Origin of the sequence: Actinomyces sp. ph3, assembly GCF_000308055.1 — a bacterium.
Taxonomy (GTDB): Bacteria; Actinomycetota; Actinomycetes; order Actinomycetales; family Actinomycetaceae; genus Pauljensenia.
The window spans coordinates 16,498-41,018 of the sequence record NZ_CAGY01000003.1; the positions used below are offsets into that span (position 1 = coordinate 16,498).

At 56.9% G+C, this 24,521-nt stretch carries 21 protein-coding genes; 11 read left to right on the top strand and 10 right to left on the bottom strand.

Annotated elements, in window-relative coordinates:
* Positions 1 to 3 precede the first annotated feature (3 nt).
* The 4 genes from HGAS_RS04550 to HGAS_RS04565 form a co-directional block, all read right to left on the bottom strand.
* The gene (locus HGAS_RS04550) at positions 4 to 651 is read right to left on the bottom strand and encodes a response regulator transcription factor (protein WP_019126685.1); all 648 of its coding nucleotides are present in this window, start codon (positions 649 to 651) and stop codon (positions 4 to 6) included.
* 50 nt (positions 652 to 701) lie between these two features.
* Entirely contained in the window at positions 702 to 1,862 is a 1,161-nt protein-coding gene (locus tag HGAS_RS04555) for a sensor histidine kinase (RefSeq protein WP_019126686.1), read from the bottom strand.
* Between the two features lie 66 nt (positions 1,863 to 1,928).
* Positions 1,929 to 2,729, bottom strand: a complete 801-nt coding sequence (locus tag HGAS_RS04560; protein ID WP_019126687.1) for an ABC transporter permease — start codon at positions 2,727 to 2,729, stop codon at positions 1,929 to 1,931.
* A 65-nt stretch (positions 2,730 to 2,794) separates the two neighbouring features.
* On the bottom strand, positions 2,795 to 3,781 hold the full coding sequence (locus HGAS_RS04565; protein WP_026066642.1) for an ABC transporter ATP-binding protein: 987 nt from the start codon (positions 3,779 to 3,781) through the stop codon (positions 2,795 to 2,797).
* A 108-nt stretch (positions 3,782 to 3,889) separates the two neighbouring features.
* Between HGAS_RS04565 and HGAS_RS04570 the strand changes: the two genes are divergently transcribed.
* A complete protein-coding gene (locus tag HGAS_RS04570) occupies positions 3,890 to 4,510 on the top strand; it encodes a GNAT family N-acetyltransferase (protein WP_019126689.1) in 621 nt (206 codons plus the stop codon).
* A gap of 18 nt (positions 4,511 to 4,528) precedes the next feature.
* On the opposite strand, the gene HGAS_RS04575 is transcribed toward HGAS_RS04570, so the two are convergent.
* Together HGAS_RS04575 and HGAS_RS04580 are read right to left on the bottom strand one after the other, a co-directional pair.
* On the bottom strand, positions 4,529 to 5,665 hold the full coding sequence (locus HGAS_RS04575; protein ID WP_233993711.1) for a DUF4853 domain-containing protein: 1,137 nt from the start codon (positions 5,663 to 5,665) through the stop codon (positions 4,529 to 4,531).
* A gap of 77 nt (positions 5,666 to 5,742) precedes the next feature.
* The gene (locus HGAS_RS04580) at positions 5,743 to 6,237 is read right to left on the bottom strand and encodes a GNAT family N-acetyltransferase (protein WP_026066644.1); all 495 of its coding nucleotides are present in this window, start codon (positions 6,235 to 6,237) and stop codon (positions 5,743 to 5,745) included.
* A gap of 74 nt (positions 6,238 to 6,311) precedes the next feature.
* On the opposite strand from HGAS_RS04580, the gene rarD reads away from it, so the two are divergent.
* Entirely contained in the window at positions 6,312 to 7,253 is a 942-nt protein-coding gene (gene rarD / locus HGAS_RS04585; RefSeq protein WP_019126692.1) for an EamA family transporter RarD, read from the top strand.
* Here rarD and HGAS_RS04590 read toward each other — a convergent pair.
* Together HGAS_RS04590 and dnaB are read right to left on the bottom strand one after the other, a co-directional pair.
* A complete protein-coding gene (locus HGAS_RS04590; RefSeq protein WP_019126693.1) occupies positions 7,228 to 7,782 on the bottom strand; it encodes a hypothetical protein in 555 nt (184 codons plus the stop codon). The two genes, rarD and HGAS_RS04590, sit on opposite strands and share 26 nt — an antisense overlap.
* 20 nt (positions 7,783 to 7,802) lie before the next feature.
* Positions 7,803 to 9,146, bottom strand: a complete 1,344-nt coding sequence (gene dnaB / locus HGAS_RS04595) for a replicative DNA helicase (RefSeq protein ID WP_019126694.1) — start codon at positions 9,144 to 9,146, stop codon at positions 7,803 to 7,805.
* Between the two features lie 482 nt (positions 9,147 to 9,628).
* On the opposite strand from dnaB, the gene HGAS_RS04600 reads away from it, so the two are divergent.
* The 5 genes from HGAS_RS04600 to rplI all read left to right on the top strand — a co-directional run bounded on the left by HGAS_RS04600 (position 9,629) and on the right by rplI (position 12,998).
* Complete coding sequence (locus HGAS_RS04600) at positions 9,629 to 11,068, top strand: MATE family efflux transporter (RefSeq protein WP_233993713.1); 1,440 nt, start codon at positions 9,629 to 9,631, stop codon at positions 11,066 to 11,068.
* 216 nt (positions 11,069 to 11,284) lie between these two features.
* Positions 11,285 to 11,575, top strand: coding sequence for a 30S ribosomal protein S6 (gene rpsF / locus HGAS_RS04605; RefSeq protein WP_026066645.1), 291 nt, complete (start codon positions 11,285 to 11,287; stop codon positions 11,573 to 11,575).
* A gap of 49 nt (positions 11,576 to 11,624) precedes the next feature.
* Positions 11,625 to 12,191, top strand: a complete 567-nt coding sequence (locus HGAS_RS04610) for a single-stranded DNA-binding protein (protein WP_009748153.1) — start codon at positions 11,625 to 11,627, stop codon at positions 12,189 to 12,191.
* An 84-nt stretch (positions 12,192 to 12,275) separates the two neighbouring features.
* Entirely contained in the window at positions 12,276 to 12,518 is a 243-nt protein-coding gene (rpsR, locus tag HGAS_RS04615) for a 30S ribosomal protein S18 (protein ID WP_009748154.1), read from the top strand.
* Between the two features lie 21 nt (positions 12,519 to 12,539).
* The gene (gene rplI, locus HGAS_RS04620) at positions 12,540 to 12,998 is read left to right on the top strand and encodes a 50S ribosomal protein L9 (protein WP_009748155.1); all 459 of its coding nucleotides are present in this window, start codon (positions 12,540 to 12,542) and stop codon (positions 12,996 to 12,998) included.
* 77 nt (positions 12,999 to 13,075) lie between these two features.
* Here rplI and HGAS_RS04625 read toward each other — a convergent pair whose 3' ends face one another.
* Positions 13,076 to 15,580 carry a transglycosylase domain-containing protein gene (locus tag HGAS_RS04625; protein WP_026066646.1) on the bottom strand — a complete coding sequence of 835 codons (2,505 nt, stop codon included), beginning with the start codon at positions 15,578 to 15,580 and terminating at the stop codon, positions 13,076 to 13,078.
* A gap of 63 nt (positions 15,581 to 15,643) precedes the next feature.
* Positions 15,644 to 17,158 (bottom strand): CCA tRNA nucleotidyltransferase, encoded by a 1,515-nt coding sequence (locus HGAS_RS04630; protein ID WP_026066647.1) that lies wholly within the window; start codon positions 17,156 to 17,158, stop codon positions 15,644 to 15,646.
* A 269-nt stretch (positions 17,159 to 17,427) separates the two neighbouring features.
* Here HGAS_RS04630 and HGAS_RS04635 point away from each other — a divergent pair, with 269 nt between their 5' ends.
* Genes HGAS_RS04635 through trxB form a run of 4 tightly spaced genes read left to right on the top strand, consistent with a single transcriptional unit; the run spans position 17,428 to position 24,431 of the window.
* Positions 17,428 to 17,967: an NUDIX hydrolase gene (locus HGAS_RS04635; RefSeq protein ID WP_019126698.1), complete on the top strand. Its 540-nt coding sequence runs from the start codon at positions 17,428 to 17,430 to the stop codon at positions 17,965 to 17,967.
* The gene (locus HGAS_RS08485) at positions 17,964 to 20,492 is read left to right on the top strand and encodes a DUF6049 family protein (protein ID WP_019126699.1); all 2,529 of its coding nucleotides are present in this window, start codon (positions 17,964 to 17,966) and stop codon (positions 20,490 to 20,492) included. The genes HGAS_RS04635 and HGAS_RS08485 overlap by 4 nt, the downstream gene beginning before the upstream one ends.
* Positions 20,485 to 23,472, top strand: coding sequence for a murein biosynthesis integral membrane protein MurJ (gene murJ / locus HGAS_RS04645; RefSeq protein WP_019126700.1), 2,988 nt, complete (start codon positions 20,485 to 20,487; stop codon positions 23,470 to 23,472). The genes HGAS_RS08485 and murJ overlap by 8 nt, the downstream gene beginning before the upstream one ends.
* A 26-nt stretch (positions 23,473 to 23,498) precedes the next feature.
* Positions 23,499 to 24,431, top strand: a complete 933-nt coding sequence (trxB, locus tag HGAS_RS04650; RefSeq protein WP_019126701.1) for a thioredoxin-disulfide reductase — start codon at positions 23,499 to 23,501, stop codon at positions 24,429 to 24,431.
* Positions 24,432 to 24,521: the final 90 nt, after the last annotated feature.

Sequence of the window (24,521 nt, forward strand, 5' to 3'; positions counted from 1 at the left end):
AGTTTACAACCACCCGTTTTCTGTTGCTACCTTGAGTGCTTCAGCTCTCGTTCGCGCGTGGGTCTTATCCATCGCCGAGCTCACGTAGTTGCGCACCGTCCCCGCCGACAACATGAGCTCCGAGGCCACATCCTCCACGGTCCCTCCGCTTTCAAAAGCGCGCAGAACTTCAACTTCGCGCGCGCTGAGCGGGCTTTGACCTTTCGTGAGCGCATCGACCGCGAGCGCAGGATCGACCGTGCGCAGTCCTTGGGAAGTTCGTCGGATTGCTTCTAGGAGCTGCTCGGCCGGTGCGTCTTTGACAATGAATCCAACGGCTCCCGCATCCAATGCGCGCTGGACGTACCCGGGACGCCCGAAGGTTGTCACCATGAGGACTCGTGCATTCGCCACGCGGTCTTTCAAGGCCGCGGCTGCACTGATTCCATCCATTACGGGCATTTCGACGTCCATAATGACGACCAGTGTCGACGCGGCTTTCGCAGCCTGGTCACCGCTGGAATTCTCAGCGTTATAGGCCTCGACTGCGGCGATGACCTCACGACCATCAGCGGCCTGAGCGACGACGCGCATATCGTCTTCCAAGTCAATGAGCGCGCTCAAGGCACCACGAATCAAGGCCTGATCATCGGCCACAATCACGTGAATCATTGGTATTCCTTTTGCGCGCCAGTACTTGACCCGCCAATTCTACCTTCCGATTAGGCGGACTCCCCGCGGAAAGTCAGGCGCAGTGTCCACGTATTCCCCTGGCTCCCCCACGTCATCTCCCCTTCCGAGGCCGCCCTCTGGCGTAGTCCTTCCAATCCGGCTCCTCCCCCTGCCGAGGCCTGTGAATAGCTGCGTGAATACCCGTCGTTTTCCACCAGGACCTCACCAGGAGTCAGGCGGACGCTGATTGTGGAGGGATGAGCGTGGGTAATCGCGTTGGCAGTCCCCTCTCGGATGACATGTGCGGCCAAATTTGCCCTGGGACCGGGTGGTATTTCTCCTTGGATATCGGCGGTAAATTCGATTCCCGCTTGCTCGCATAGTTCACGGGCCGACTCGACCTCTTCCTCGGCGGACAGGCTTCGCGAAGCGGCGATGATCCCACGCAGATCTTCTTTCGCCTGGCGGGATAACTCCAGGGTCTGCGCAATCTGCTCACTGGCCTCGGCAATCTTTCCCACGGAGAGCAAGCGCTGGGCAAGCTCATTCTTCATGGTGATGACCGTCAGCGAGTGACCCAGAATATCGTGAAGATCCCCGGCAAAACGCAGGCGTTCGCGCTCACGAACCAGGCTGATTGCTTGGCGTTGACGTTGTTGCTCTGAGTGGCGATTATCGAAACTGCGGCGCACGGCCAGGGTTAATCCCAAAACCATCAGCAGCGCGATGATCGCGTAGCTCAAGGCCACCGCGTCGATACTGCCAATAGGCAACAAGATGGCAATGACTTCCCAGCCGACAAGTGCCACTAGGCCGGGAACCACATATCTCTTGGGAGCTTGAAGGTTCCAGCCTGCGATCGAGTAGGTGATGAAAAGGGCCGAGGTTACTCGCGATGCGCCGGCGACAACCAGGACGAGTCCCAGTGCAATCACCAGGGCCAGCAAGATCCCGTGCGAGATCCACATTTTCTTGGTGATGCGCGCTCCCCATTCAGGGGTCGGATTGACGATGTAAATTGCAATATCAGCAGCAGCAACGCCAAAGGTCAGAGTGAGGATCAGCGCGATCATCCCGGGGGATTCAACGGAAGGAATCATCCCCAAGGGAAAGGCCAAGAACGCCAGGTAGGGCAGCGCCCACAACACCGCGGACAAGCGCGGGTGGCGCTGTGACCACGAGGCATCTGTCCCCTGAGTTTTGGTGCTCATTCCGGTCCTTCCCCAGTCATTGGCAATGAAAGTAGTGCGAGAGCGCGCCCGATTGCGCCGGACTTCTTAGCGATCAGTGTCCCTGCGCTGCGCCCAGATCGCAAGCAGTGCCATGGGAACAAACCACGCGACCGTTGAAATCACCCATTTCCATTCGAAATTATCGAAACCGTAGAGGGGCAGCTGAGAGAGGTTGAAGAGTCCGTAGAAGGGGCTATAGGGCGCGAGCGTCTTAAATATCGACCCCATGGAGCTGATCGGAATGAACATTCCCGCAAGGAAAGCACCCAAGACAACGACACCATTAATCACCGCGAAGGCAGTATCTGAGCGCATGAGGAAGGCCAGCGCCAGACCAAGGGCAGCGGAAATCACCGATGCAGCCAAGGTGATGAGCCCACTTTCAACCCAGGCCTCGGGTCTCATTCGTGCTCCGGTCGCGTATCCGAAGGTATAGGTAATGACAATAACCAGGGCACTCATGGAAATCGCCGCGATCAAACGGGAAAAGATGAAGGCGCCCGAACCCACGGGGGACAGTGCAAAGAGCCTGGAGATTCCAGAGGTTCGCTCAAGTGCGACAACGGTTGCAGCCGATGCGGCAGCGATCATTACGCCGTACAGGGTCATTGACACCAAAACCGTTGCGCCAATATTTGCATTGATCGCCCACTCTTTCGAGTACTCCTGTCCTGCTCCAAACATCATGTACATGAAGATCGGAAGGATCAGCGCGAAGGCGAACATAGCGGGATTGAGAACCAGCTTCAGGAATGACTTCCAGGTGAGAAGCCCAAATCCCTGCCAGGAGCTCAGTGCCCGGCGGCTGATCCAGGGGTTTGTTGCTGCGTGAGTGTGAGTCGTCATTGTGAATCCTTAAAGAAGAGGTGCGAGGTGGCCAAAGTGAAAGACAGGACTTCGTGCCCTGCGTTCTACTGCGTGAGCTCGGCGAAAACATCCTCGAGGCTCGAGAAAACAACCTCGAATTCGCATGCCTGGGGAATGGCGACGATGTGTCGAGCGGCCTCGTCAGAGAAGGTCGTGTGGAACTCCACGCGTAGCCAGTGATCGGCAGCCAAGTCCTCTTCGCCCAAGGCAGCGGGGGAGGAATCGGTGGAATCGACCTCGGCAATATCGGAAAGCTCCCACACTGTCCCAAGCTCAGCCGCACGCGCGGCCAGTCCTGCACGCACACCCTCAAGAGAGGAAGCAGGGATAGAGAAGGCCAGGCGCGTCGACGAGTGCGCTCGGCGGATTTCTTCGGTGGGGGCGTCGGCACTCACGCGGCCCGCATTGACGATGACCGTACGCTGAGCGTAGTCCTGCGCCTCGGCCAGGTAGTGAGTGGCGAAAAGGATCGTCTTACCTTTCGAGGCCTGGGTACTCATGAGATCCCAGAACTCCTTGCGCATGGTGACGTCCATTCCGGCGGTCGGTTCGTCGAGAATGATGAGTTCTGGGTCAGGAATGAGTGCCATTGCTAGGCGAACGCGTTGCTGCTCACCACCGGATAGCTTGCGGATTTTGCGGCCAAGAAGGTGTCGAAGGTGGGTTTCTTCGACAAGGGGGTCAATGGACTCGGTGCGCTTGTAGACGCGCGAGAAGAGTTTGAGGATTTCTGCGACGCTGTAGTCCCCAGGAAGCGAACCCGATTGGAGAACGACACCGATCAATCCGCGGCGGATTGCTTCTTTGGCGCTCATGCCAAAAACTTCAACGCTTCCGCTATCTGCTTGCTGAAGGCCAAGAATGATGTCAATTGTTGTGCTTTTTCCTGCGCCATTTCGGCCAAGGAAAGCAACGATTTCACCGGAATCAACGCGCAGGTTCATGCCCTTGAGCGCGTGCACATTCCCGTAGGTCTTCACCAGGTCTTTCGCAAGGATCACTGGGGTCGTGGTTTGAGTGTCCGTGTTCATGCTTTAAGTCAAGCCTGTGAGGGACATCGACAACAGTGTCGTTTTTACGAAGTTTCACATGACAATTGTCATGAGGCAGCCGATGCGGGTGAAATTTAGTATGGAAGGGTGAGTTCAAGCGAGTCACCTCTTATCACTTTGCCCGTCCGCCGTCATTCCCACTTCTACCCGCAGGTTCGTCGCCTCCTTGCCGAGGCCTTTCCACCCGCCGAACTCATTCCTGAATGGGTGATGAATGCGCTTGCACTACGCCGTTCTATTGATTTCACTGCGTATTTTGATCCGGAAGAGCCCTCGGGCTTTTGCGGAGTGACTTTTACTATTCACTCAGATGATTTGCTTTTTGTCGTGTTTTTAGCGACGAATCCCGCGCTTCGCTCGCGGGGATATGGAACGCGAATTCTTGACCAGTTGAAGGAGCGTTTCCCCGGTTTTGCCATTGCTTTGGAAATCGAGCCAATGACTACCGATGCTTCTAATTTCCATCAGCGCGAAAGGCGACTGGCCTTCTATCAGCGCAATGGCTTCGTCGAAACCGGATTGTATACGGACTATGAAGGCGATCAGTACGAGGTTTTGCGCTATCTTCCCTCTCGTCTTCCGGGTGAGGCGCATCAGGGTATGCAGTATGCAGATCTAGGGGTTTTACGCAGTAGCCTTGAGGAGCTTCTTGCGTCACTGGCCATACCGGTCTATATTCCCACCATCCACGTCGGTATTAGGGAATAGCCGAGGCCGCGGTCGCTGCTACGCAAGAGGGTCTGGTAGGTCGCGGTGATCGTTGGGAATCAACACCGTCGGGTCAGGCACAGAACCATCAGAAGGACGAGCCCCACTCTTGTAACTAAATTCCGTGTTCTCCTGGCGAAGAATAACCGTCACAATCCCGCCATTCTTCTCATCCTTCCACGCCAGATAGTGGCCGACCCCAGGTAGCGGACTGGCATAGTCATACACCAACTCATAGCCCAGTGGATTCAAATGAGCATTCCCCATCTCAATTACCCGCTCCACATCACGCGGACCACACTGAACACGCTGACTCTTAAACCAATACTCTGGAGGGAGATAGCTCTTCCTCGTTTCCATCTCGCTGGGGCTGGGTGCCACGTAATACGGTGAATCACCAACAATTTCGTCTCTGAAACTCAAAATCCCCGGCTCAACATCACGCTGAAACACCTCAATCGACTGACGTTTCTCCGCCCACTCACTGCCATCAGTCTCTGGAAATCTAGGCGCATCCAAATCCCAATACCCAATACTGGGAAGACTAGGACTCACGTATCCAGCAATATCCCGAGAATCATTGGGAATCAACACCCGCGGATCAGGCACAGAACCATCAGAAGGACGAGCACCACTCTCATAAGCAAAACTCGTCCAATCCCCATTGATATTCACATCGACTGTTCCGCCATTGTCATAGTCGCGCCAGACAAAGCTGCGTGAACCATCTTTGTAAGTCTTATCTAAAGCGACAACATAACCTTGCGGTTCCACATAATCACGCATGACCGCATAAATCTTGTCTACAGACACTTTAGCCCCATCGGTGTTCTGGCTATACAAGGTCCACGACTCACCCACAGCCGTACTTATCCTGCTGCCCTCCGAATAGGGGCGTACTCCACCGGTATCTTCAAACAGCGCCTGCCGGGCAGAGAGAATATGAGGCTCCATATCACGCTGAAACGCCTCAATCGACACACGCTTCTCCAAAGGAAGACGCCCATCCATCGACGGCAAACCATCATCATGCAACAACGCATAAAACGAAAACCCAAAAAACCCCACAACAGCACACACAAGCACCACAACCACACGCCAAAAACGCTTCATGAGCCGTCCCTGTGCTCCACGCGTGGACTGCGAATCAGACACCACCACACCTCCTCGCCGTCGTTGAGGTCAACCTCAGCCTAGCGAAGAAAGCTGATTCAGCAAGTAATTACTCGACACTATTTCGATATTTGAGAAAACAACCCATCGTAGGCAATTCGCGGGCACTGGCCTCGTACCGAAATCATCCCGCACGGCTCAAAGCCATACGCCTCCAGCGCTCGACGCATCGGTCCGTTATCAAGGTGCGTATCGCAGCGCAAATACGGAACTTGTCCCGCGCAAAAGTCCATGACCACGCGAGTGACCCCACGGCCTCGGACGCTGGCAAGGCGATGAATCACGCCATACTCATCATCGAAGTGCCAGGCCCCATCAACCTGGGAATACTCCTCTTCCGGCCCGCGAGCGAAACTAAACACTGCCAAAGGCCCCTGTTCATCACAAACAAGGAAGCACTCGCCTCTTTCAATGTCGTTGAGCGCATCACTGCGGTTGGGGTAATCGCTGGGCCACTGCGTCGGGTTACCGTTCGCCCGCATGAATTCGCGGGCGTGGTCAAAAGCAGACTCGATGAAATCCAGATCCTCGGAAGTGGCAGGGCGTATGAACATGCCATCAGGGTAGCCCACACAAAAATCGCACACACCACCGGGCACTTCCCTACCCAAACCGATACCCTGCATCTATGGCCAGCGAACATCCCACACGACACGAGCACTTCGGTAAGTACCTTGCACTAGGTATTGGTACCCATGTCTTATGGGGTTTCTTCCCGCTCTATTTCCACCTGCTCGATCCCGCAGGTTCTCTAGAGATCATCGTCCACCGCGCACTGTGGGCCTTCATTGCGTGCTTTATCGCCTTGGCCTTGACCCGCTCACTGCCGCGAGTGTGGCGCATTGTCCACGACCCCTCGATCACATGGCCTCTAGTCGCAGCGGGATTCCTTGTCGTTATCAACTGGACGACCTATATTTACGCGATCCTCATCGGACACACGACTGATGCCGCACTTGGCTATTACATCAACCCCCTACTGACCGTTGCTCTGGGCATGATCGTCTTGCGCGAAAAGATCTCACGTCTTCAGGGAGTCGCATTAGTTTTGGGTGTGATCGCTGTCGCGGTCATTATTGTCGGCCTTGGGCGCTTGCCGTGGATCTCGCTGGCCTTACCCGCATCATTTGGCCTGTATTCCCTTGTGAAGAAGCAGGTCGCGCTCAAGGTCCGTCCCCTTGATGGAATGACGATCGAAACTGCCGTGGTCATCCCAATTCTTCTGGGTTACTACATCTACCTTGCCGCGCACGAGGCAACTTCTTTCCATGCGCTTGCTCGCTTGGGAGACGGAGCCATGTCGTGGCAGCTTCACCTGGCTCTTCTGATTGGTTCGGGAATCCTCACTGTCATCCCGCTGCTCACTTTCGCCAAAGCCTCCCAGGGCCTGCCTCTTGGCCTTTTGGGTTTCTTGCAGTACATCTCGCCCAGCATTCAGCTGATCATCGGCGTCTGCATTTTCCACGAGCACATGGAGCCCACGCGCTGGATTGCAACTGGCATCGTCTGGGTTGCATTGGCTTTACTCAGCGTGGACGGTCTGCTTAAAGTACGCCGCTCCAAACAATAGCGATCACACCCGCGCAGAGCGCTATAAAGGCCCCAATTCCCCACACAAGAGCAGACCCGCCCCTACCCTGTCCGGGTTCGCGCACGCGCTTGCCATTCGCAAAGGCCTCGAGGTCTTGAAGTGGCCCGCTTTGGCGCGGTTGTGCCCAGCTCCAGTCCACCGCTTCCCCCACTGCCGAGGCCGGCGCCTGAACCTGCGCCGAGGCGTACTGTCCTGGGACCGGTGCCTCGCTCTGCGGTGAGACCCGAGTCTGCGGCGCAGGGCCACTTCCGGGGACTGGGAAGTAGTCAGCTTGAGGCTGCGAGGGAAATGCTCCACTTGGCGCGGCAACTCCCGAGCCGTAGACGAATTGGGGCTCGCGCTGAGCATTCGTATCAATAATCCACTGGCGCAGCTGCGGGTACATGCTGGGGTTTTCCAAGAGCACGGCATGCAGGTCAGGGCGTGCGGCGGCAAGTTGCGCAATCAGTTCGGCAGGTAAAGAGGGATCAGCCGCTTGTGCAGGCGTAAAAGCATTTAAGTCGTACATATCCCTCCTAACTCTTCAAACTACACAGGTTCTTCGCGCGAAGTAAAGTTCGCAAAGCGTGCCATGTGCCCCTGGAAAAGCACACGAATAGTTCCCGTTTCACCGTTACGATGCTTGGCCAAAATAATATCGGCTTCACCCGGACGATCTTCAGAATTGTAGTATTCGGGACGATGCAAGAGCATGATGATATCCGCGTCCTGTTCCAGCGAACCCGATTCACGCAGGTCACTCATCATCGGCTTCTTGTCGGTTCGCGCTTCGGGACCACGGTTCAGCTGAGCGACAGCAACGACTGGAATATCGAGGTCCTTCGCAAGAAGCTTGAGGTTTCGCGACAGAACTGAAACTTCCTGCTGTCGAGATTCAACCTGCTTACCCGTTGTCATCAACTGCAGGTAGTCGACAACAACGAGGCCCAAATTATGCTGTTGCTTGAGGCGGTGACACTTTGAACGAATTTCCGTCATGGTGACGTTCGCCGAGTCATCAACAAAAATCGGAGCCTCGGAAATCTTGCCGGTTGTTTCAGAGACCTTCCGCCAGTCGCGCTCGGTCATTTCGCCCTTCATCATCTTGCTCATAAACACTGAAGACTCAGCGGAAAGCATGCGCATCGCAATATCGTTTTGCGACATTTCCAGCGAGAAGATGATCGAGGTAATTCCATGTTTAATCGAGGCCGAACGGCAAAAGTCCAGAGCCAAAGTCGACTTACCCATTGCGGGACGGGCCGCGACAATGATCATCTGCCCACCTCGCAGGCCACCGGTCATTCGATCAAGGTCAACGAATCCCGTGGGCACACCAGCGAGCTTGCCCTGATTGAGTTCAATCTGTTCCAGTTCGCCCAGAATGTTCTCTGACATCTCTGCCATCGACACGTAGTCAGTTTGCGACTGACGTTCGGCGACTGCGAAGATCTCAGCCTGCGCCTGGTCAACGATCTCATCGACGTCACCACCGGCATCTGCGTAACCCAGCTGAACAACTCGCGTTCCCGCAGTCACCAGTCGACGCAAGATCGCGCGCTCCTTAACAATTCGCGCGTAGTAGCCGGCGTTTGCCGCGGTAGGAACTGCAGCAATAATCGAATGGATATACGAGGCCCCGCCTACCCTGGACAGGTCACCCTGCCTTTGGAGTTCGCCTACCACCGTCACGGCATCTGCGGGTTCTCCGCGCCCCATCAGATCAATGATCGTGTTGTGGATGATTTCGTGAGCAGGTTTGTAGTAATCCGTCCCTCGAATTTCTTCGGTGACATCGGCAATAGCTTCCTTGGAGAGCATCATGGACCCCAAAACAGACATCTCAGCGTCGATGTCCTGAGGTGGGGTGCGATCAAAATCTTCCGATGCCATGAAGGGCTCTCCTAGGCGAATGTGTGCATGTGGACGGGATTGGCCTGCCGCGTCGATTCGAGCTAGCGACGCAAAGCGCGTACACGCGAGAGTACTGCCAAGTGAGGAAGCGTGCCACCTTCAAGGTCAACACGAATGTGGATGACGTGTGGATATCTTGTGGATTTGGCCGCGTGTCATCCACATGTCCTGTGGAAAGGTGTGGATAACAGGTATTTCCCAAGCCCTCTCTCAGGCTATCCTCAGTTTTGAGTTTCCCTAGAATCACGCCATTTTCCGAGTAAGATCTTTCCACAGATGTGTACACAGACTGTGGATAAAAAGTGGAGCGAGAATCAGTGGATAACGATGACCAGCGCAAACATAAGCCTCAAGTGGAGATTGAAGGTTTACGCACGTCACATATTTCTATCCACAATGAACCGACATCAACTGAAAATGAGCACTCTGAACAGGCTCTATCCACAGATGGATCCACGTCAGTGGATAGACAGACACTTACTGAAGCATCCGATCCCATTCCCAGCCTTCCTTCAGAAAAGACAGGTGACAGCACCCCCGTGGTGACGAAAAAACCAAGCCTCACCAGACAAATCCTGGCACTCGCCATCCCAACCCTGGGCGCAACAATCGCCCAACCGCTCTTCCTCACCATTGACTCCGCGATGGTCGGACACTTGGGTGCAGAGAAAATCGCCGGCATGTCCCTGGCCATGATCATCATCAACACCGTCTACGGAATGTCGATCTTCCTGGCCTACTCAACCACTGCCGAAACTGCCCAAGCAATGGGAGCCGGAAACGAACGCAGGGCACGCGAACTGGGAGTACACGCCATGTGGCTCGCAGCCATCATCGGTGTTTCCTTGGCTCTTCTCTTGGCACTCTGTGGAATTCCGCTGCTTCACGCATTGGGCGCAGCACCCGAAATCATGCCCTACGCCCAATCCTTCCTCTACGCATCCCTACCCGGACTTGCGGCCTCGTTGATCACCATGGCGGCCACGGGTGTCCTGCGCGGAATGAAGGACACCACCACTCCGCTCATCGCGGCTGGAGCGGGCGCAGCGCTGAACATTGGCCTCAACGCCTTCCTCATCTACGGGATCAACCTAGGGATTGTCGGTAGCGGCATTGGAACCTCGATCGTCTCAACAATCATGGCGATCAGCCTGGTCATAATCCTTGCCCGTCCGGCGCACACCCTGGGAGTCTCCCTGCGGCCCTCACTCACGGGAATCCGCCAATCCGCGCGCGTCGGAGGCCCCCTCTTGGCCCGTTCGGTCGCAATTCGTCTAGCCTTCCTCACCTCGATCTGGAGCGCGACGGCAATTAGCGTGAATGGCCTGGCTGCCTACCAAGTTGTCATGTCCGCCTGGCAAATCCCACTTTTCCTTCTCGATTCCCTTGCGATCGCCTCGCAAACCCTGGTCGGCTTCGCAATCGGTTCGGGCGATCGCTCACAGCTGCGCACTCTGCTTCGCACCCTCTCGTGGTGGGGAATTTTTGCGGGGATCATCATCGGCGCATTGACCGCTGCCCTGTCCCCCTGGATCCCTTCCTTCTTCGTTTCCGAGGCCGTGGTCCGAAACATGGCGATCCCCGCGGTGATCGTCAACGCAGTCTTCTTCCCCGCTCAATCTCACGCCTTCTTGCTCGATGGCGTCCTGATTGGAGCCGGACGCGGAGCATCGCTGGCAAAGGCCGCATTCCTCAACCTGGCGATTCTGCTTCCCGCACTGTGGCTGTTCTCGGTTGCGCGCCCCGCCCTTACAGAAACTCAGGCAGTTGCAGTCCTCATCGGTTTGGTCACCGGTTTGTACATGCTCACGCGCGCGTTGACCAATTCGTGGATCACCTGGTTCTCGCCTAAACATGCGCTGATTCCTCGCCACGAGGCCGGTGCCCAAAGCGCCGAATAAATCACGCTTTGAACTAGGTGACAGGTAGTGACAGAAAACTGAAAAAACGCTAGACTCTGACGCTGGACTGTTTCTACCCACCCGGGCAAGAAATGAGTCACATGGACACCCATGTGTCCATGTGCAAAAGCCGGTGAAACTCCGGTAATTGCAACGCATGACCCTCCTGTCACGGAAATACCGTGACCGCGAAGACCACAGGAGGTGGGTATCAACGTGCGTGAATACGAACTGATGGTGATCCTCGATCCTTCGATCGACGAGCGCACCGTCGCCCCGCAGATGGAGAAGTACCTCGAGCAGGTCACCGCTAACGGCGGCTCCGTCGAAAAGGTCGACATCTGGGGCAAGCGTCGTCTTGCCTACGACATTCTCAAGCGTTCCGAGGGAATCTACGTCGTCATCAACATGACGACCACCCCCGAAATTGCGCTGGAAATCAACCGCTTGATGACTCTGAACGAGTCCATCCTGCGCACGAAGCTCCTGCGTCCGGACGCCCACTGACCTTTGCTCGCCTGAGCAATCACCTCATACAGCCCACCAAGGAGATCCAATGGCTGGAGAAACCGTCATTACGATCATTGGCAATTTGACCAATGATCCGGAACTGCGTTGGACGCAGAGCGGAGCACCCGTCGCCGACTTCACGGTGGCGTCTACCCCGCGTTCCTTCGACCGTCAAAGCGGCGAATGGAAGGATGGGGAAACCCTGTTCATGCGCTGCTCTGTTTGGCGCGAAATGGCTGAAAATGTCGGCGAATCCCTGCGTAAGGGAATGCGCGTCATTGTCACCGGTCGCCTCGTGCAGCGCTCTTTCGAAACCCGCGAGGGCGAACGTCGTACCGTCGTCGAACTTCAAGTCGACGAGGTCGGCCCCTCACTGCGCCGCGCAAAGGCACAGGTCACCCGCACGGGCGGCCCGGCCTCGCAAGGCGGAGCACCCCAGGGAGGCTACTCCCAGGGTGGCGGCTACGGACAGCAGCAGGGCTATGGAAACCAAGGTGGTTACTCACAGGGCCAGGCCAGCTATGGCGCACCCGCCGGCGGCTCTCAAGACGATCCGTGGCGCACATCCGATTCCGGTGCTGCGACCTCTTTCGCCGAAGATCCGCCCTTCTAAATAGCGCTTCGTCAGCATTGCGCTGACACACGCTGAACACATGCTTGGGAGCGTTCACTCGCTCAGATCATCAAGGAGAACATCATGGCGAAGCCTCAACTTCGCAATAAGCCCATTAAGAAGAAGGCCAACCCGCTGAAGTCGGCCAAGATCGAATCGATCGACTACAAGGACACCGCTCTGCTGCGTAAGTTCATCTCGGACCGTGGCAAGATCCGCGCTCGCCGCGTCACCGGTGTCTCCGTCCAGGAGCAGCGTCGCATTGCTCGCGCCATCAAGAATGCGCGTGAGATGGCCCTGCTGCCCTACACCTCTACCGGCCGCTGATTCGAAGGGAAGGAGTGAAAAATGGCAACTACCAAGCTCATCCTCACCCACGATGTGGAACGTCTCGGTTCCGCAGGCGATGTCGTCGAGGTCAAGTCTGGATACGCCCGTAACTACCTGGTTCCCCGTGGCTTCGCCACCAAGTGGACCAAGGGTGCACAGGCACAGATCGATCAGATGGCAGCAGCTCGCCGCCGTCGTGAGATCGCTTCCGTCGACGATGCACGCCTCGTGCGCGACGCCCTGCAGGCCGCGGTTGTGACCGTGAACAGCAAGGTCGGTGCACACGGACGCCTCTTCGGTTCCGTCTCTGCCGCTCAGATCGCTGACGCAGTGAAGGAACAGCTGAACCAGACCATCGATCGTCGTCGCGTGATCATCACCGACCCGATCAAGACCACCGGTGACCACACCGTGACGGTCAACCTCCACGCCGATGTTCGCGCAAACCTTAAGGTTCGCGTTCTGGCCGTGAAGTGACAGTCTGACAAGGCTTATACAAAAGCCGGGGCGTCCCGAAAGGGATTGCCCCGGCTTTTGTTATACCCGAATAGGCTTTACTCCGGACCGCCACCGCCACCGGGGCGTCCGCCACCACCGTTCGATGAGCCCCCGCCGTTAGAGCCGCCACCGTTGCCGCCATTGCCGCCGTTGTTTTGGGCAGAAGGAGTAACGGTTGGCTGAACCTCAGCGCCGGGAGTTTCCTGGGTCGCCTCGGGAGTCGGTGTTGGTGTTTCCTCAGTCGGAGTGGGGGTGGTCGTCGCAACCGGAGCAGGATTCACCGGAGTCGCGGTTTGACGCTTATACCAGTCGAAATGAAGCTTCGTATCGTTTGCGGTCGCCGCCTTCATGTAGCGCACCCACACGGTTACCGGCCAGTCGCCGCCGTGGAATTGGCCCAAACCGCCAATATTTGTCAGTGATACCGGGCTACCATTCTCATCTAGCTGGTACATGCTAACGGCAGTGACCAAGCTCGGGGTAAAACCAACGAACTGTGCGGTCTTCTGCTCTTCCGAGGTACCTGTCTTTCCACCGCTATCCTGCTTGAGAACTGCAGCGGCCTCGGCTGTACCACCCGAAGCGGTCACGGACTGCAGCGCAGGAAGGACCGTTGACATGGTCTTCGTATCGAAAACCTGCTTCGGGTTCACGGTGGTCTGGAAGACCTTCGAACCATCAGAGTTTTGCACCTCGCGGACAATGTGCGGGGTGGTTCGCTGGCCACCAGAAGCGATGGTCGAATAAGCGTGAGCCAGATCGATATTGTGAGGAGCCGCGAAGCCCAGAACATTCAGCAGAGAGTCATCCAAGCCGTTGGTGTCTTCGGGGATGCCCAGCTCAACAGCAACCTGCTTGGTCGTTGCGGGTCCAACTTCCTGGTTGAGTCCAACGAAAACCGTGTTAATCGAATTCTTCGTTGCATTCACCAGGTTCTGTCGCCCCCAGGACACACCCGAGTCATTGCTCACCGGACGTGCCAATCCGCTGAAGGTCTTCGGCGACGAACCATCATAGGTGTCGTAGATCGACCCGCCCTGTTCGGCGTGAGCAATCAAGGCGAAGGGCTTAAAGGTCGAACCGGCAGCCATGATGTCCTGCGTCGCACCATTTTGCTGGCGCTTGAGGTAGTCCTTACCGCCGTATTCGGCAACGATTTCACCGGTAGCGGGATCCAATGACGTCAAAGCCACGTGCATGGAGTCTTCATTCCACCCACGCACCGTGTACATGTACTCGGCAGCCTCAACCGCCTGATCCTGCTTCTCCTTATCGATTGTGGAAATGATCCGGTATCCACCGGTTGCCAGCTGATCGGCCGTGAAACCACCCTCTTGGGCAAGTTCCGTGCGGATCTGCTCCATGAGATAACCGGTCGGCCCTTCCATTGTCGGCCCGCCCAAAGTATCGGGATCAATGGTCTTGGGGAATTCAGCCGCGTTCGCATCGGCCTGTGAAATCCACCCGTCTTCGACCATCAGATTGATGACACGAGTCCACCGCGAGCGCGCTTTCTCTTCATCAACCGCCGGGTCCCACGCGGAAGGAGCGGGAATGATTCCGGCAATCATTGCGGCCTCGGAGAGGGTCAGATCTTTTGCTTCGTGACCGAAGTAAGCCTGGGATGCGGCCTCAATTCCGTAGGCTCCACGCCCGAAGTAAATGGTGTTGAGGTAGTTGCCGATGATCTGGTCTTTGGACTGTTCGCGGTTGATCTTGAGGGCAAGAATTGCTTCCTTGGCCTTACCCACATAACCGGTTGTTTCCCCAACGTAGTAGCGCTCAACATATTGCTGAGTCAGGGTCGATGCACCTTGGCGTGCCCCGCCCCTAATATTGTTGACCAGTGCGCGTCCAATACCTTTAAGATCAACGCCGGAGTTCGTGTAGAAAGTCCGGTCTTCCGAGGCAACAACGGCATGCGCAACATAGTCCGGAAGGGTCGATGCATCGATGATCTTCCTATTGACCTGCGACATTCGGCCCATTTCGGTGGTGCCATCGGCGTAGTAGACAGTTGTGGTCTGCGCGAGCGCAACCTGATCGGCCTGGGGAACCGTCAACGCGGCGTAGGCAACCAGGAAGGTTCCCAGCCCCGCGATGATCAGCCCAAGGAAAGTAAAGAGGATTCCGCGGCCGATACGTGCACCCAGGCTCCGCTTCTTCTTCCCCTTATTTGCCTTACCGCCCTTAGCTGGGCCCTTCTTTGCACGCGCGCGGCTTGCTGCTGCCGAGGCCTCGCGATCGCTTTGTGGACGAGTGGGACGCTTACGCGCACTACTTGCCGAGGAGGAGCTAGCGCCTTGGGTGCCTGTGCGTCGACCCTCGCTGCTGCTTCCTGTGCGCGCCGAGGCCCCGCCTGAGACCCGCGCAACTGCGGAAGTCCGCTTGGGTGCGGAAGGTGTTGAGGATGCGGAAGTCTTGGGAATCGTTCCCTCTCCATCACGACGGGCCTGCTCTGCGAGCCGACGTCGAGTGGCCTCGGCCCGCGAGGGAAGAGGTCGACGTCCGCGGTCGTCGTTTGCGTTAGAAGGTGTCACGAAAAACCAGCCTTTCAGCATAGGTGATCGTGTCTAGCCTACGCAGAAAGCGGGCATATTGCCTAAAGCAAGCTCCGGATCGGCTTAGTTTTCGCTGGCAGAACGGCGCTTGCGCGCCTTCTTTTCGGCGGCCTTTGCTTCCCAGCGTTCCTGCTGTGCTTGATACTCTGCGGCGATCTCTCGAACTTCATCCGATGCCCACCAAGCAAGGAGCGCCTCGCGCGCTGCTTCTTCTCCCAAAGGACCCTGTTCCATTCGAAGATCCAGAAGATAATCGCGGGCCATCTTCACGGCCTTCGAAGGACGCAGACCAAGGATTTCCATGATCTGATCGCCATCGAGATCGGGACGAATAGCATCGAGTTCTTCTTGGGCGCGAAGAGCGGCAATACGCTCTTCTAGGTCGTCATAAGCAGCAGACAGGTAGGCGGCCTTGCGCTTATTATGCGTCGTGCAATCAGCGCGCGTCAGGCGATGCAGGCGCTCAAGAAGCTCTCCCGCATCAGCGACGTAACGGCGAACTGCCGAATCCGTCCATTTCGCTTCCCCGTAGCCATGGAAACGCAGGTGCAGGGCAACCAGTTCTGAAACGGCATCAATCGTTGCCTTATCAAAACGCAGGGCCTTCATCCGCTTACGCGTGAGCTTCGCTCCCACTAATTCGTGGTGGTGGAATGACACCGTGCCATTGGGTTCAAAGCGACGCGTGGCCGGCTTGCCCACATCGTGCATGAGTGCCGCGAAACGCAAAATGAAATCCGGACCGGGAACAGGACCGTCAGCATCTGTTTCCAAGTCGATCGCTTGATCCAAAACGATCAGCGTATGTTCGTAAACATCCTTGTGACGATGATGCTCATCAACGGTCGATACCAGAGCAGACAGTTCCGGCAGGACGATATCTGCAACCCCTGTATGGACCATCAATTCCAAACCGCGCCTGGGCCACGGCGAAATAACGAGTCGTTCAAGTTCAGCGCGGATACGTTCAGCTGAAACGATCTCAAGACGTCCGGCCATTGACTCCATGGCGTTCATGACGTCTTCATCAACATCAATACCCAGCTGGGCACTGAAGCGCGCCGCGCGCATGATTCGCAGCGGATCGTCATCAAAGGACTGCAGTGCACTAACGGGGGTGCGTAGACGTCCCGAAGCTAAATCGCCAAGGCCATCGTGGGGATCAACCAGAGCCATCTGAGGCAATCGCATGGCCATCGCATTGACGGTGAAATCACGCCGCGTTAGATCGCCTTCCAAGGTGTCGCCATACTCGACCTCAGGCTTGCGCGAACCGACCTCATACGAATCCGTGCGATAGGTCGTAACTTCAACGACCAGCTTTCCTCGGCGACCACCAATGGTCCCGAACTCGCGGCCAATATCCCAGGTTGCATTCCCCCACTGCGCCAATAGCTTTTCAGTTTTCTCCGGACGCGCAGAGGTTGTGCAATCAAAATCGTGGGGAGTGAGTCCCAAGAAGGCATCGCGAACCGGTCCACCGACCAGGCTAATTTCCTCTCCAGCTTCGGCAAAAATTTCACCGAGCTCGAGGATTTCCTTGGGAAGGTGGGAAAAAGCCTGCTGTGCCTGAGCCATTAATAGACCCAGATCGCCCTCGCCTAGACCGCTGGGAAGGGGGGCGTGTGAGCGGGATTGACCCATCGTTCGCGAAAGTTGTGTACTCATCCCCTCCAGCATGCCATGATTTCCGCATCTTTGATGCATCCGCATCACGGCCTCGTCTTCGGTTGACATGCGCCGAAGGTCGCACCAATTGACCTTCTGACACACAAAAATTGCGGTAATTCCCACTTGACCGATGGTGCGACCTGACCAAGAGCCCCAATCCCGCCTAAAGTGGAGGTATGACTGTGCCTTCTGAAGCCTTACGACCCGGAGTGCCCCGGCCTCCGCGTCGCAATCCTTCTTTGCGCACGGTCCAGCCGACACCCCATTTCCTTCCCGTTTCTTCCGAAACCTCCGCGGGCGGCATCGTTGTCGATGTTCGCGATGGTCAGCCCTATGCGGCAATCATTGCTCGCCGTAATCGGTCGGGGAAGATTGAATGGTGCCTCCCAAAGGGACATCTTGAAGGCCGCGAGTCTCCCGAGGAAGCCGCTCTGCGCGAAGTCGCCGAAGAAACCGGAATCCACGGGCGAATTATTCGTCACCTGGCCTCAATCGACTACTGGTTCTCAGGTGCAGATCGACGGATTCACAAGGTCGTTCACCACTACTTAATGGGCTATATTTCAGGCTCCATCACTGTCGAGGGCGACCCCGATCACGAGGCCGAAGACGCCGCGTGGGTTCCCTTGCGTGACCTCACCCATGAGCTGGCCTATCCCAATGAAAGGCGCATTGTCGGTATCGCTTTGGACTTGCTCTACCGGGATGCATCATGATCAAGCCGCCAGCAGCTCGATACGCACTGACTCTTCTGCCGCTGAGCGCACTGCTCCTGGGGACAACCCCCGCGAGCGCTCACGCACTGCCCACGCACCTTCAGGGAACTCAAGGGACGCAGGCCTCGGCTTCTTCGCGCTCCACCTCTCCTTCTGCACTCGAGCCCCAATCAACAACGCGACCGCAGATCTTGGGGGATGCGGGTCAGGCCTCAGGAATTGACGTACGAATCAACAGGCTGGAACCGCGGGTCATTACCTCGCAGCACAACCTGCAGGTATCGGGCGTCGTTCGAAACCTGTCGGATAAGCCCGTCACGAATCCATCCCTGGATGCCTACGTCCAGACCTATTCACCCGTGACCGCACCGGAGCTTTCCTCATACCTTTCAGGCCAGAGCTGGCAGGGTCGGCGCGTTCACGCGGGGACCCTTGAAGCAACGATTGCTCCTCACGCCGAGCAGACTTTCCACATCACAATCCCTTTTGAATCCCTTCCCTTCGGATCAGATTTTGAGTGGGGACCGCGTGGAATCACCGTCGTCGTTGAAGGCGATGAAACTCGCGGCTCTGATCGCTCAATCCTCGTGTGGGATTCGGGTTATTCCCTTGAACCCACTCGCGCAAATGTCCTGCTCCCGTGGACCGAATCAACGCCGCAAACTCCCACCGACTCCTATTCGATTCTGTCCGCAGCATCGATGACCGGTGTTACCTTCGCGACCGATTCGGATACTTTAGTCCGTGAGCTCATGGTCCCCGAAGACCAAAGTTCAACTCGCGCCTTCCCTTCCGTGTCCTCCTCGGCTGCCTCTCCTTCGACTTCCTCTTCTTCCGAGGCCACCGCCTCCGCTTCACCCAGTGCGTCCTCTTCGCCCACTGCGCGTTCCGAGGCTGAGATCACGGCAGATCGCAATACTCGCGCGGCCTTTCTCCAAACTTTCTTTGAGCGCACGAAAGAATTGGTTGCTCTGCCCAGCCACGACGCAGACCTTTCCTTGGCAACCACGCTCAACAATGACGCGGTCATGGACTACCTGACCTCATCGCGCGCCTCGGTTCCAACCTCCGTCAGCAAGGTCAAGGCTCTCCTGCCTTCCTCGCGTTCAAATGCGTCTACTTCTCCCACGAGCTCTGCTTCTTCGTCCTCAAGCGCAACTCCCTCAAGCGAAAGTTCGCAATCACCTAGCGCCACCCCCTCGCCGGACTCAAGCTCGGCCTCGTCAGATAACGACAACTCCGGGCCAACACTGATCTCAAATGTTTCCTGGCCTGCCTCGCAAAGCTGGGGTACCCAAGCGCTCAACAGCAAATACGCCTCGACTGTGATTGCTCCTCCCGGGCAACTAGCGCCAAGCTCAGAGCAGAACTTCACCTCGATGGCCAAGGTCAAGCTCTCATCTGACGGCCAGACCCACACGTGTGACTCTGCTCAGTCTGGGGACACGGTCACTGCTCTTGCCTCAATCGACAATCTGAGCGAGCTCTTGTCGTGGGATGCGCAAAGCGTTGATGATGAGCTGGATACTCAGCAATTCCTGACAGCTTTGACCGCGATGATCACCCGCGAGCGCCCAAACTTCTCGCGTACCTTATTTGTTCCACTTCAGCGTGGGTCCTCGCTGGATGAGAATCGCATTGAGCGTGTTCGTGCGATCCTTGATAACCGCTGGGTCAAGGGCACCAGTTTCAGTGAACTCGTGGATTCCGAGGCCACCGATATTGAACGTAACCCCGTCGAGGATGCTCATTTTTCTGACGAACTGCGCTCGCAAACGGCAGGACTGAGCGAAGCATATTCAAACGCTCTTCCTTTGGCCGATGCCACAGCGAATGTTGATGCTGCGCGTCTTCAATTGAATACGACCGTAGCCAGCGCGCTCCAAGCGGATGCGGGTGACCAGCAAAGCCAAACGATCACTGCAAATACGCAGGCACTTGATACATTCAGGTCCTCCGTCTCAGTTGAATCCTCGAACGCCGTCAATCTGATTAACAAGAGCGCCAATTTCCCCGTGCGCGTGCGTAACTCACTTCCCTGGCCAGTCAATGTCGAAGTGACTTTGCTTCCCAGCGACCCACGCCTGCGCGTAACCAGCACGGGAACGGCCACGATCCCCGCGAATTCCTCCTCGAATGTGGATGTTCCAGTCACGGCAATTGGTTCGGGTGATATTCGCGTGACCTATAAGGTGTCAACGCCCAGCGGAGCTGTTCTTGATGATTCCCAGAAAGTCCTGGTGCGAATGCGCGCGGGATGGGAAGACGCAGCCACCGCGGTCGTGACCGTCATCATCGGAATTGCCTTCCTTGGCGGCATCATTCGGACCATTCGACGTCGTTTGAAGTCCTCGCAGACCGAAGAGTCTTCGCATCTTCCAGGAATGGGCGGCGTCGAAAAGGGCACAGTGAACGTTCCACTTTCCAGCGGTGGTTTTGTCCAAGCAGGACGTCCCCCGCGTCAGCCGGATCGTCCGGAAAGCTCGGATTCACCCAAACCAGATGTAGAGGATCAGAATGAGTGAAAGCCAGGCCCGCAACGGCTCACTTCTTCGAGCCAGCGTACTGATGGCCTCGGGAACAATGGTTTCCCGAGTCCTTGGCTTCATTAAAGCCGCCATGCTCTTGGCGGCCCTGGGTTCTGCCGGTGGCGCGGTCTCCGCGGCTTTCCAAACGGCAAATACTCTTCCCAACACAATCTTCAATCTGCTGGCATCGGGCGTTTTCGATGCGGTCTTGGTCCCACAGATCGTACGCGCACTCAAACGCGACGAGGGTCAGGTCTACATCAACCGACTGATTACTCTGGCCGGAACAATTTTGTTCTTGGTTGCCTTCGTCTCAACGCTCTTGGCGCCCGTACTGATCGTCATCATGGCACCGGGATACAGCCAAGACATCCGCTCACTTGCCGTTGCCTTCGCGTTCTTGTGTCTCCCGCAGATTTTCTTCTACGGCCTGTACAACCTCTTGGGCGAGCTACTCAATGCCCGCGGTGTCTTCGGTCCCTACATGTGGGCGCCGGTGCTCAACAACATCATTGCAATCGCGGGTCTGGTAGCTTTCCTCATTCTGTGGGGCGCCCACGAAGATTTCGCAATTTCTGACTTCACATCCCCTCAGTTCTGGCTGCTGTCGATCACAACCACTTTGGGCGTGGTCTGCCAGGCTCTGGTGCTCTTCATTCCCATGCGGCGTGCGGGAGTTTCCTTCAAGCCTGATTTTCACTTCCGTGGAACGTCTTTTGGCTCCGCCTCTAAGGTTGCGGGTTGGACTTTCGCAACCTTGGGTGTGTCTCAGGTTGGTGTTCTTTCGACGAACGCGATCGCTTCGATTGCGGATAACTACCTGAACCAGAACCCCATGCCCATCGCAGGCCTGGCGGGGTATTCGGCAGCCTTCTTGATCTTCATGCTGCCGCAGTCGGTCATCACTGTTTCTCTTGCAACCGCAATCTTTACGCGATTGAACTACGCGGTTGCCGACGACAATGACGAAGAAGTCGCCGAGCACTACCACACAGGCATTCGCCTGATCACCTCACTGACGGTTCTTGCCGCTGCGATCTTCATGGCGGGCGCTGCTCCCATGATGCAGCTGGTTGTCACGAACACCGCCCGTCCCGAACTCATTTCTTCCTACGCGTTGATCCTGGTCTCCCTCATGCCCGGTGTGGCTTCCACGGGCATTGTTCTAATGAGCCAGCGCGTCTTCTTCGCCTACGAGGACGCCAAGCCCGTCTTCCTCATGGGCATTGTTCCGACGATCTTGCAGATCATTGTCGGTTGGTCGATCTACTTCGCAACCGGCGTGCGCTGGTGGGTGATCGGCGCGGCTCTTGGCGAAACGGTCTGCCGAATCGTTCAGGGTTTGATTGCGATGCGCTGGGTCGGACAGCGCAACAGCTACGTAAATTCCTCAGAAATCACGCGCTCCTACCTCACCTATGTCGGGTGTGCGATCATCGCAGGCGGTATCGGTTTTGGCGCTCTTTGGCTCATGGGAATCTACACGACCCTGTCCTCAAAGATCCTGCGCTGGCTGCTTTCGGGCGTGAAGTTTGGTGTGGTGGCCATCATCGTCACCGTCGTGTACATGATCGCAATGCGCGTGATCAATCCCCAAGAATCTTCAACCAGTATTCGTCCCCTGCTCAAGCGTTTACATCTTCCGATTGCGGTGTGTGACCTGCTTTCGGCCGCGCAACCTACACGTGAACCACAAAGCGTTCATAATGGTGTGGCACCGTCCCCTCAGGAGGAAACCATGGCTACCGAGGATCAGCACACTCCCCGTGAAGGAACGCCACATTGGGTTCCCCTTTCTGTTGACCTTTCGGTGCCGACCTTCGATGATGTTGTTCATCCCGACGGCGAGGGCCACCCTGCGGCATCGTCTCATTCACCCCAGCAGGACACACCTGCGAATGTCCCAACCCTTCCTCACAGCAATCGCGGTTCCCAAGGGAGCGTCCAGATGAGCCAAGCAAAGCCCGAACACCCCATCGTCCCGACCTTGCCCGCAACCGCGCGCATGTACGACGTCGACGCAACCGCGCCCGCCGGTATCCCCTTGGGCGCTGCAGCTGCCGAGGCCTCGGCTGAGACAGCCGCCGCTAAGGCTCAGCATCAGGAATCAACTTCTCGTATCCCCACTCCGCTTCCCCACGGTTTCGCCGAGGGCGCGGTTGTCGGAGGGGCTGCAGCATCCGTTGCGGGTTCCGCCACGGCTGCCACCCCAAGTCGCTCCTCGGGTCACGGTCATTCCGAGGCCGGCGGAGGCAGTAACGGAGGCTCTGGCGGTGGCCGTGGAAACTCCGGCGACGCTCAGGGCCACGATGAGCACTCACGCGCTTCGGCCTCGGGAAATGGGGGCGAAAAGGGAATTGACCCCACGCGACCCACGATTATCTTTGCTGCAGTTCTGACTGTCATTGCCACGATTTGGGCGGGTGCAACTGCCCTCAGCCCAGTCAAGCACAGCGATATCAGCAGCTCGTCCAGCAAGCCAAGCTCATCGGCATCTGCCTCAGCATCGGCGCAGCCCACCCAAGAAGCCACTCAGGCAGCGACGGAGAAGCCCGTAATTTCTAGTGTTTCCGTGTTGTCATGGCAAAACGATAAGGGTGACCACGAGGAAATGGCTGTCAATATGATTGACGGCGACGCAAAGACGAATTGGCACTCGCGCTACTTCGATTACAACCAGTTCCTGGACCAGACCGCGGTCACCATCTTGGTGAAGCTCGAGAAGAAGGCAACGGTCTCTGAGATCACCTTGGATATGGATCCGTCGACCACCGGTGGTGAAGGCGTGGTACGTGCTGTAAATCCCAATACGCCTCGAGAGGGAACAGAAATCGCTACGACGACGTTCTCTCCCAAGACGGACATCAAGCTGGCACATCCCGTGGAAACTGAAGCGATCAGCATCACCTTCCGTAAGATGCCAACATCGCAAGATGGCCGCGCTTGGGCGTGGGTCAGCGAATTGTCAGTGAAGTAACCGTTACCTGCTCAAAAGGAGACATCATGTCTGAAACTATCCACGACGTCGTCATCGTCGGCTCCGGTCCTGCGGGATACACTGCGGCTATTTACACTGCGCGCGCTGGATTCAAGCCTGTTGTCGTTGCCGGTGCCCTGGCTGCCGGTGGCGCGCTGATGAACACGACTGAAGTTGAGAATTTCCCCGGTTTCCCCGAGGGTGTCCTTGGCCCGGAGCTGATGGACAATATGCGTCAGCAGGCCGAAAAGTTCGGTGCCGATGTTCGCTACGAGGATGCCTACACGCTGGAGCTCGAAGGCGACATCAAGAAGATCACCCTTGAGGATGAAACTCTCCTGGCTCGCAGCGTCATCTTGGCAACCGGTTCCGAATACCGTCATATGAATGTTCCCGGCGAAGAAGAGTTCTCTGGTCGAGGCGTTTCTTTCTGCGCGACCTGCGACGGTTTCTTCTTCCACGATAAGCACGTCATCGTCGTCGGTGGCGGTGACTCCGCAATGGAAGAGGCAACCTTCTTGACGAAGTTCGCTTCAAAGGTCACTGTCGTTCACCGCCGCGATCAGCTGCGTGCGTCTAAGGCGATGGCTGACCGCGCGCTGGCCAATGACAAGATCGAATTCGCGTGGAACTCCGTCGTCGAAGAGGTTCTGGGCGATTCGGCCGTGACCGGTGTTCGCCTGCGTTCCACCGTTGATGATTCGACTCGCGTTCTTGATGCCGATGGTGTTTTCGTTGCCATCGGTCACCTTCCCCGCACTGCCGTAGTTTCCGGTCAGGTTGCTTTGGACGAGGCCGGTTACATCCTGGTCAATGACCCGGGTACCGCAACTAACCTTCCGGGTGTCTTCGCCTGTGGCGACGCTGTTGATCACACCTACCGCCAGGCAATTACTGCTGCCGGTTCCGGATGCCGTGCTGCCTTGGATGCGCAGCACTGGCTTGAATCTCAAGAGTAAGTATTGAAGGCCTTCGGTTTCCTGAGCTTTGGACACTACGCACGGGACAGAAGGCGCGGACTGAGCGGGCGCGATGTCCTTCATCAGGCT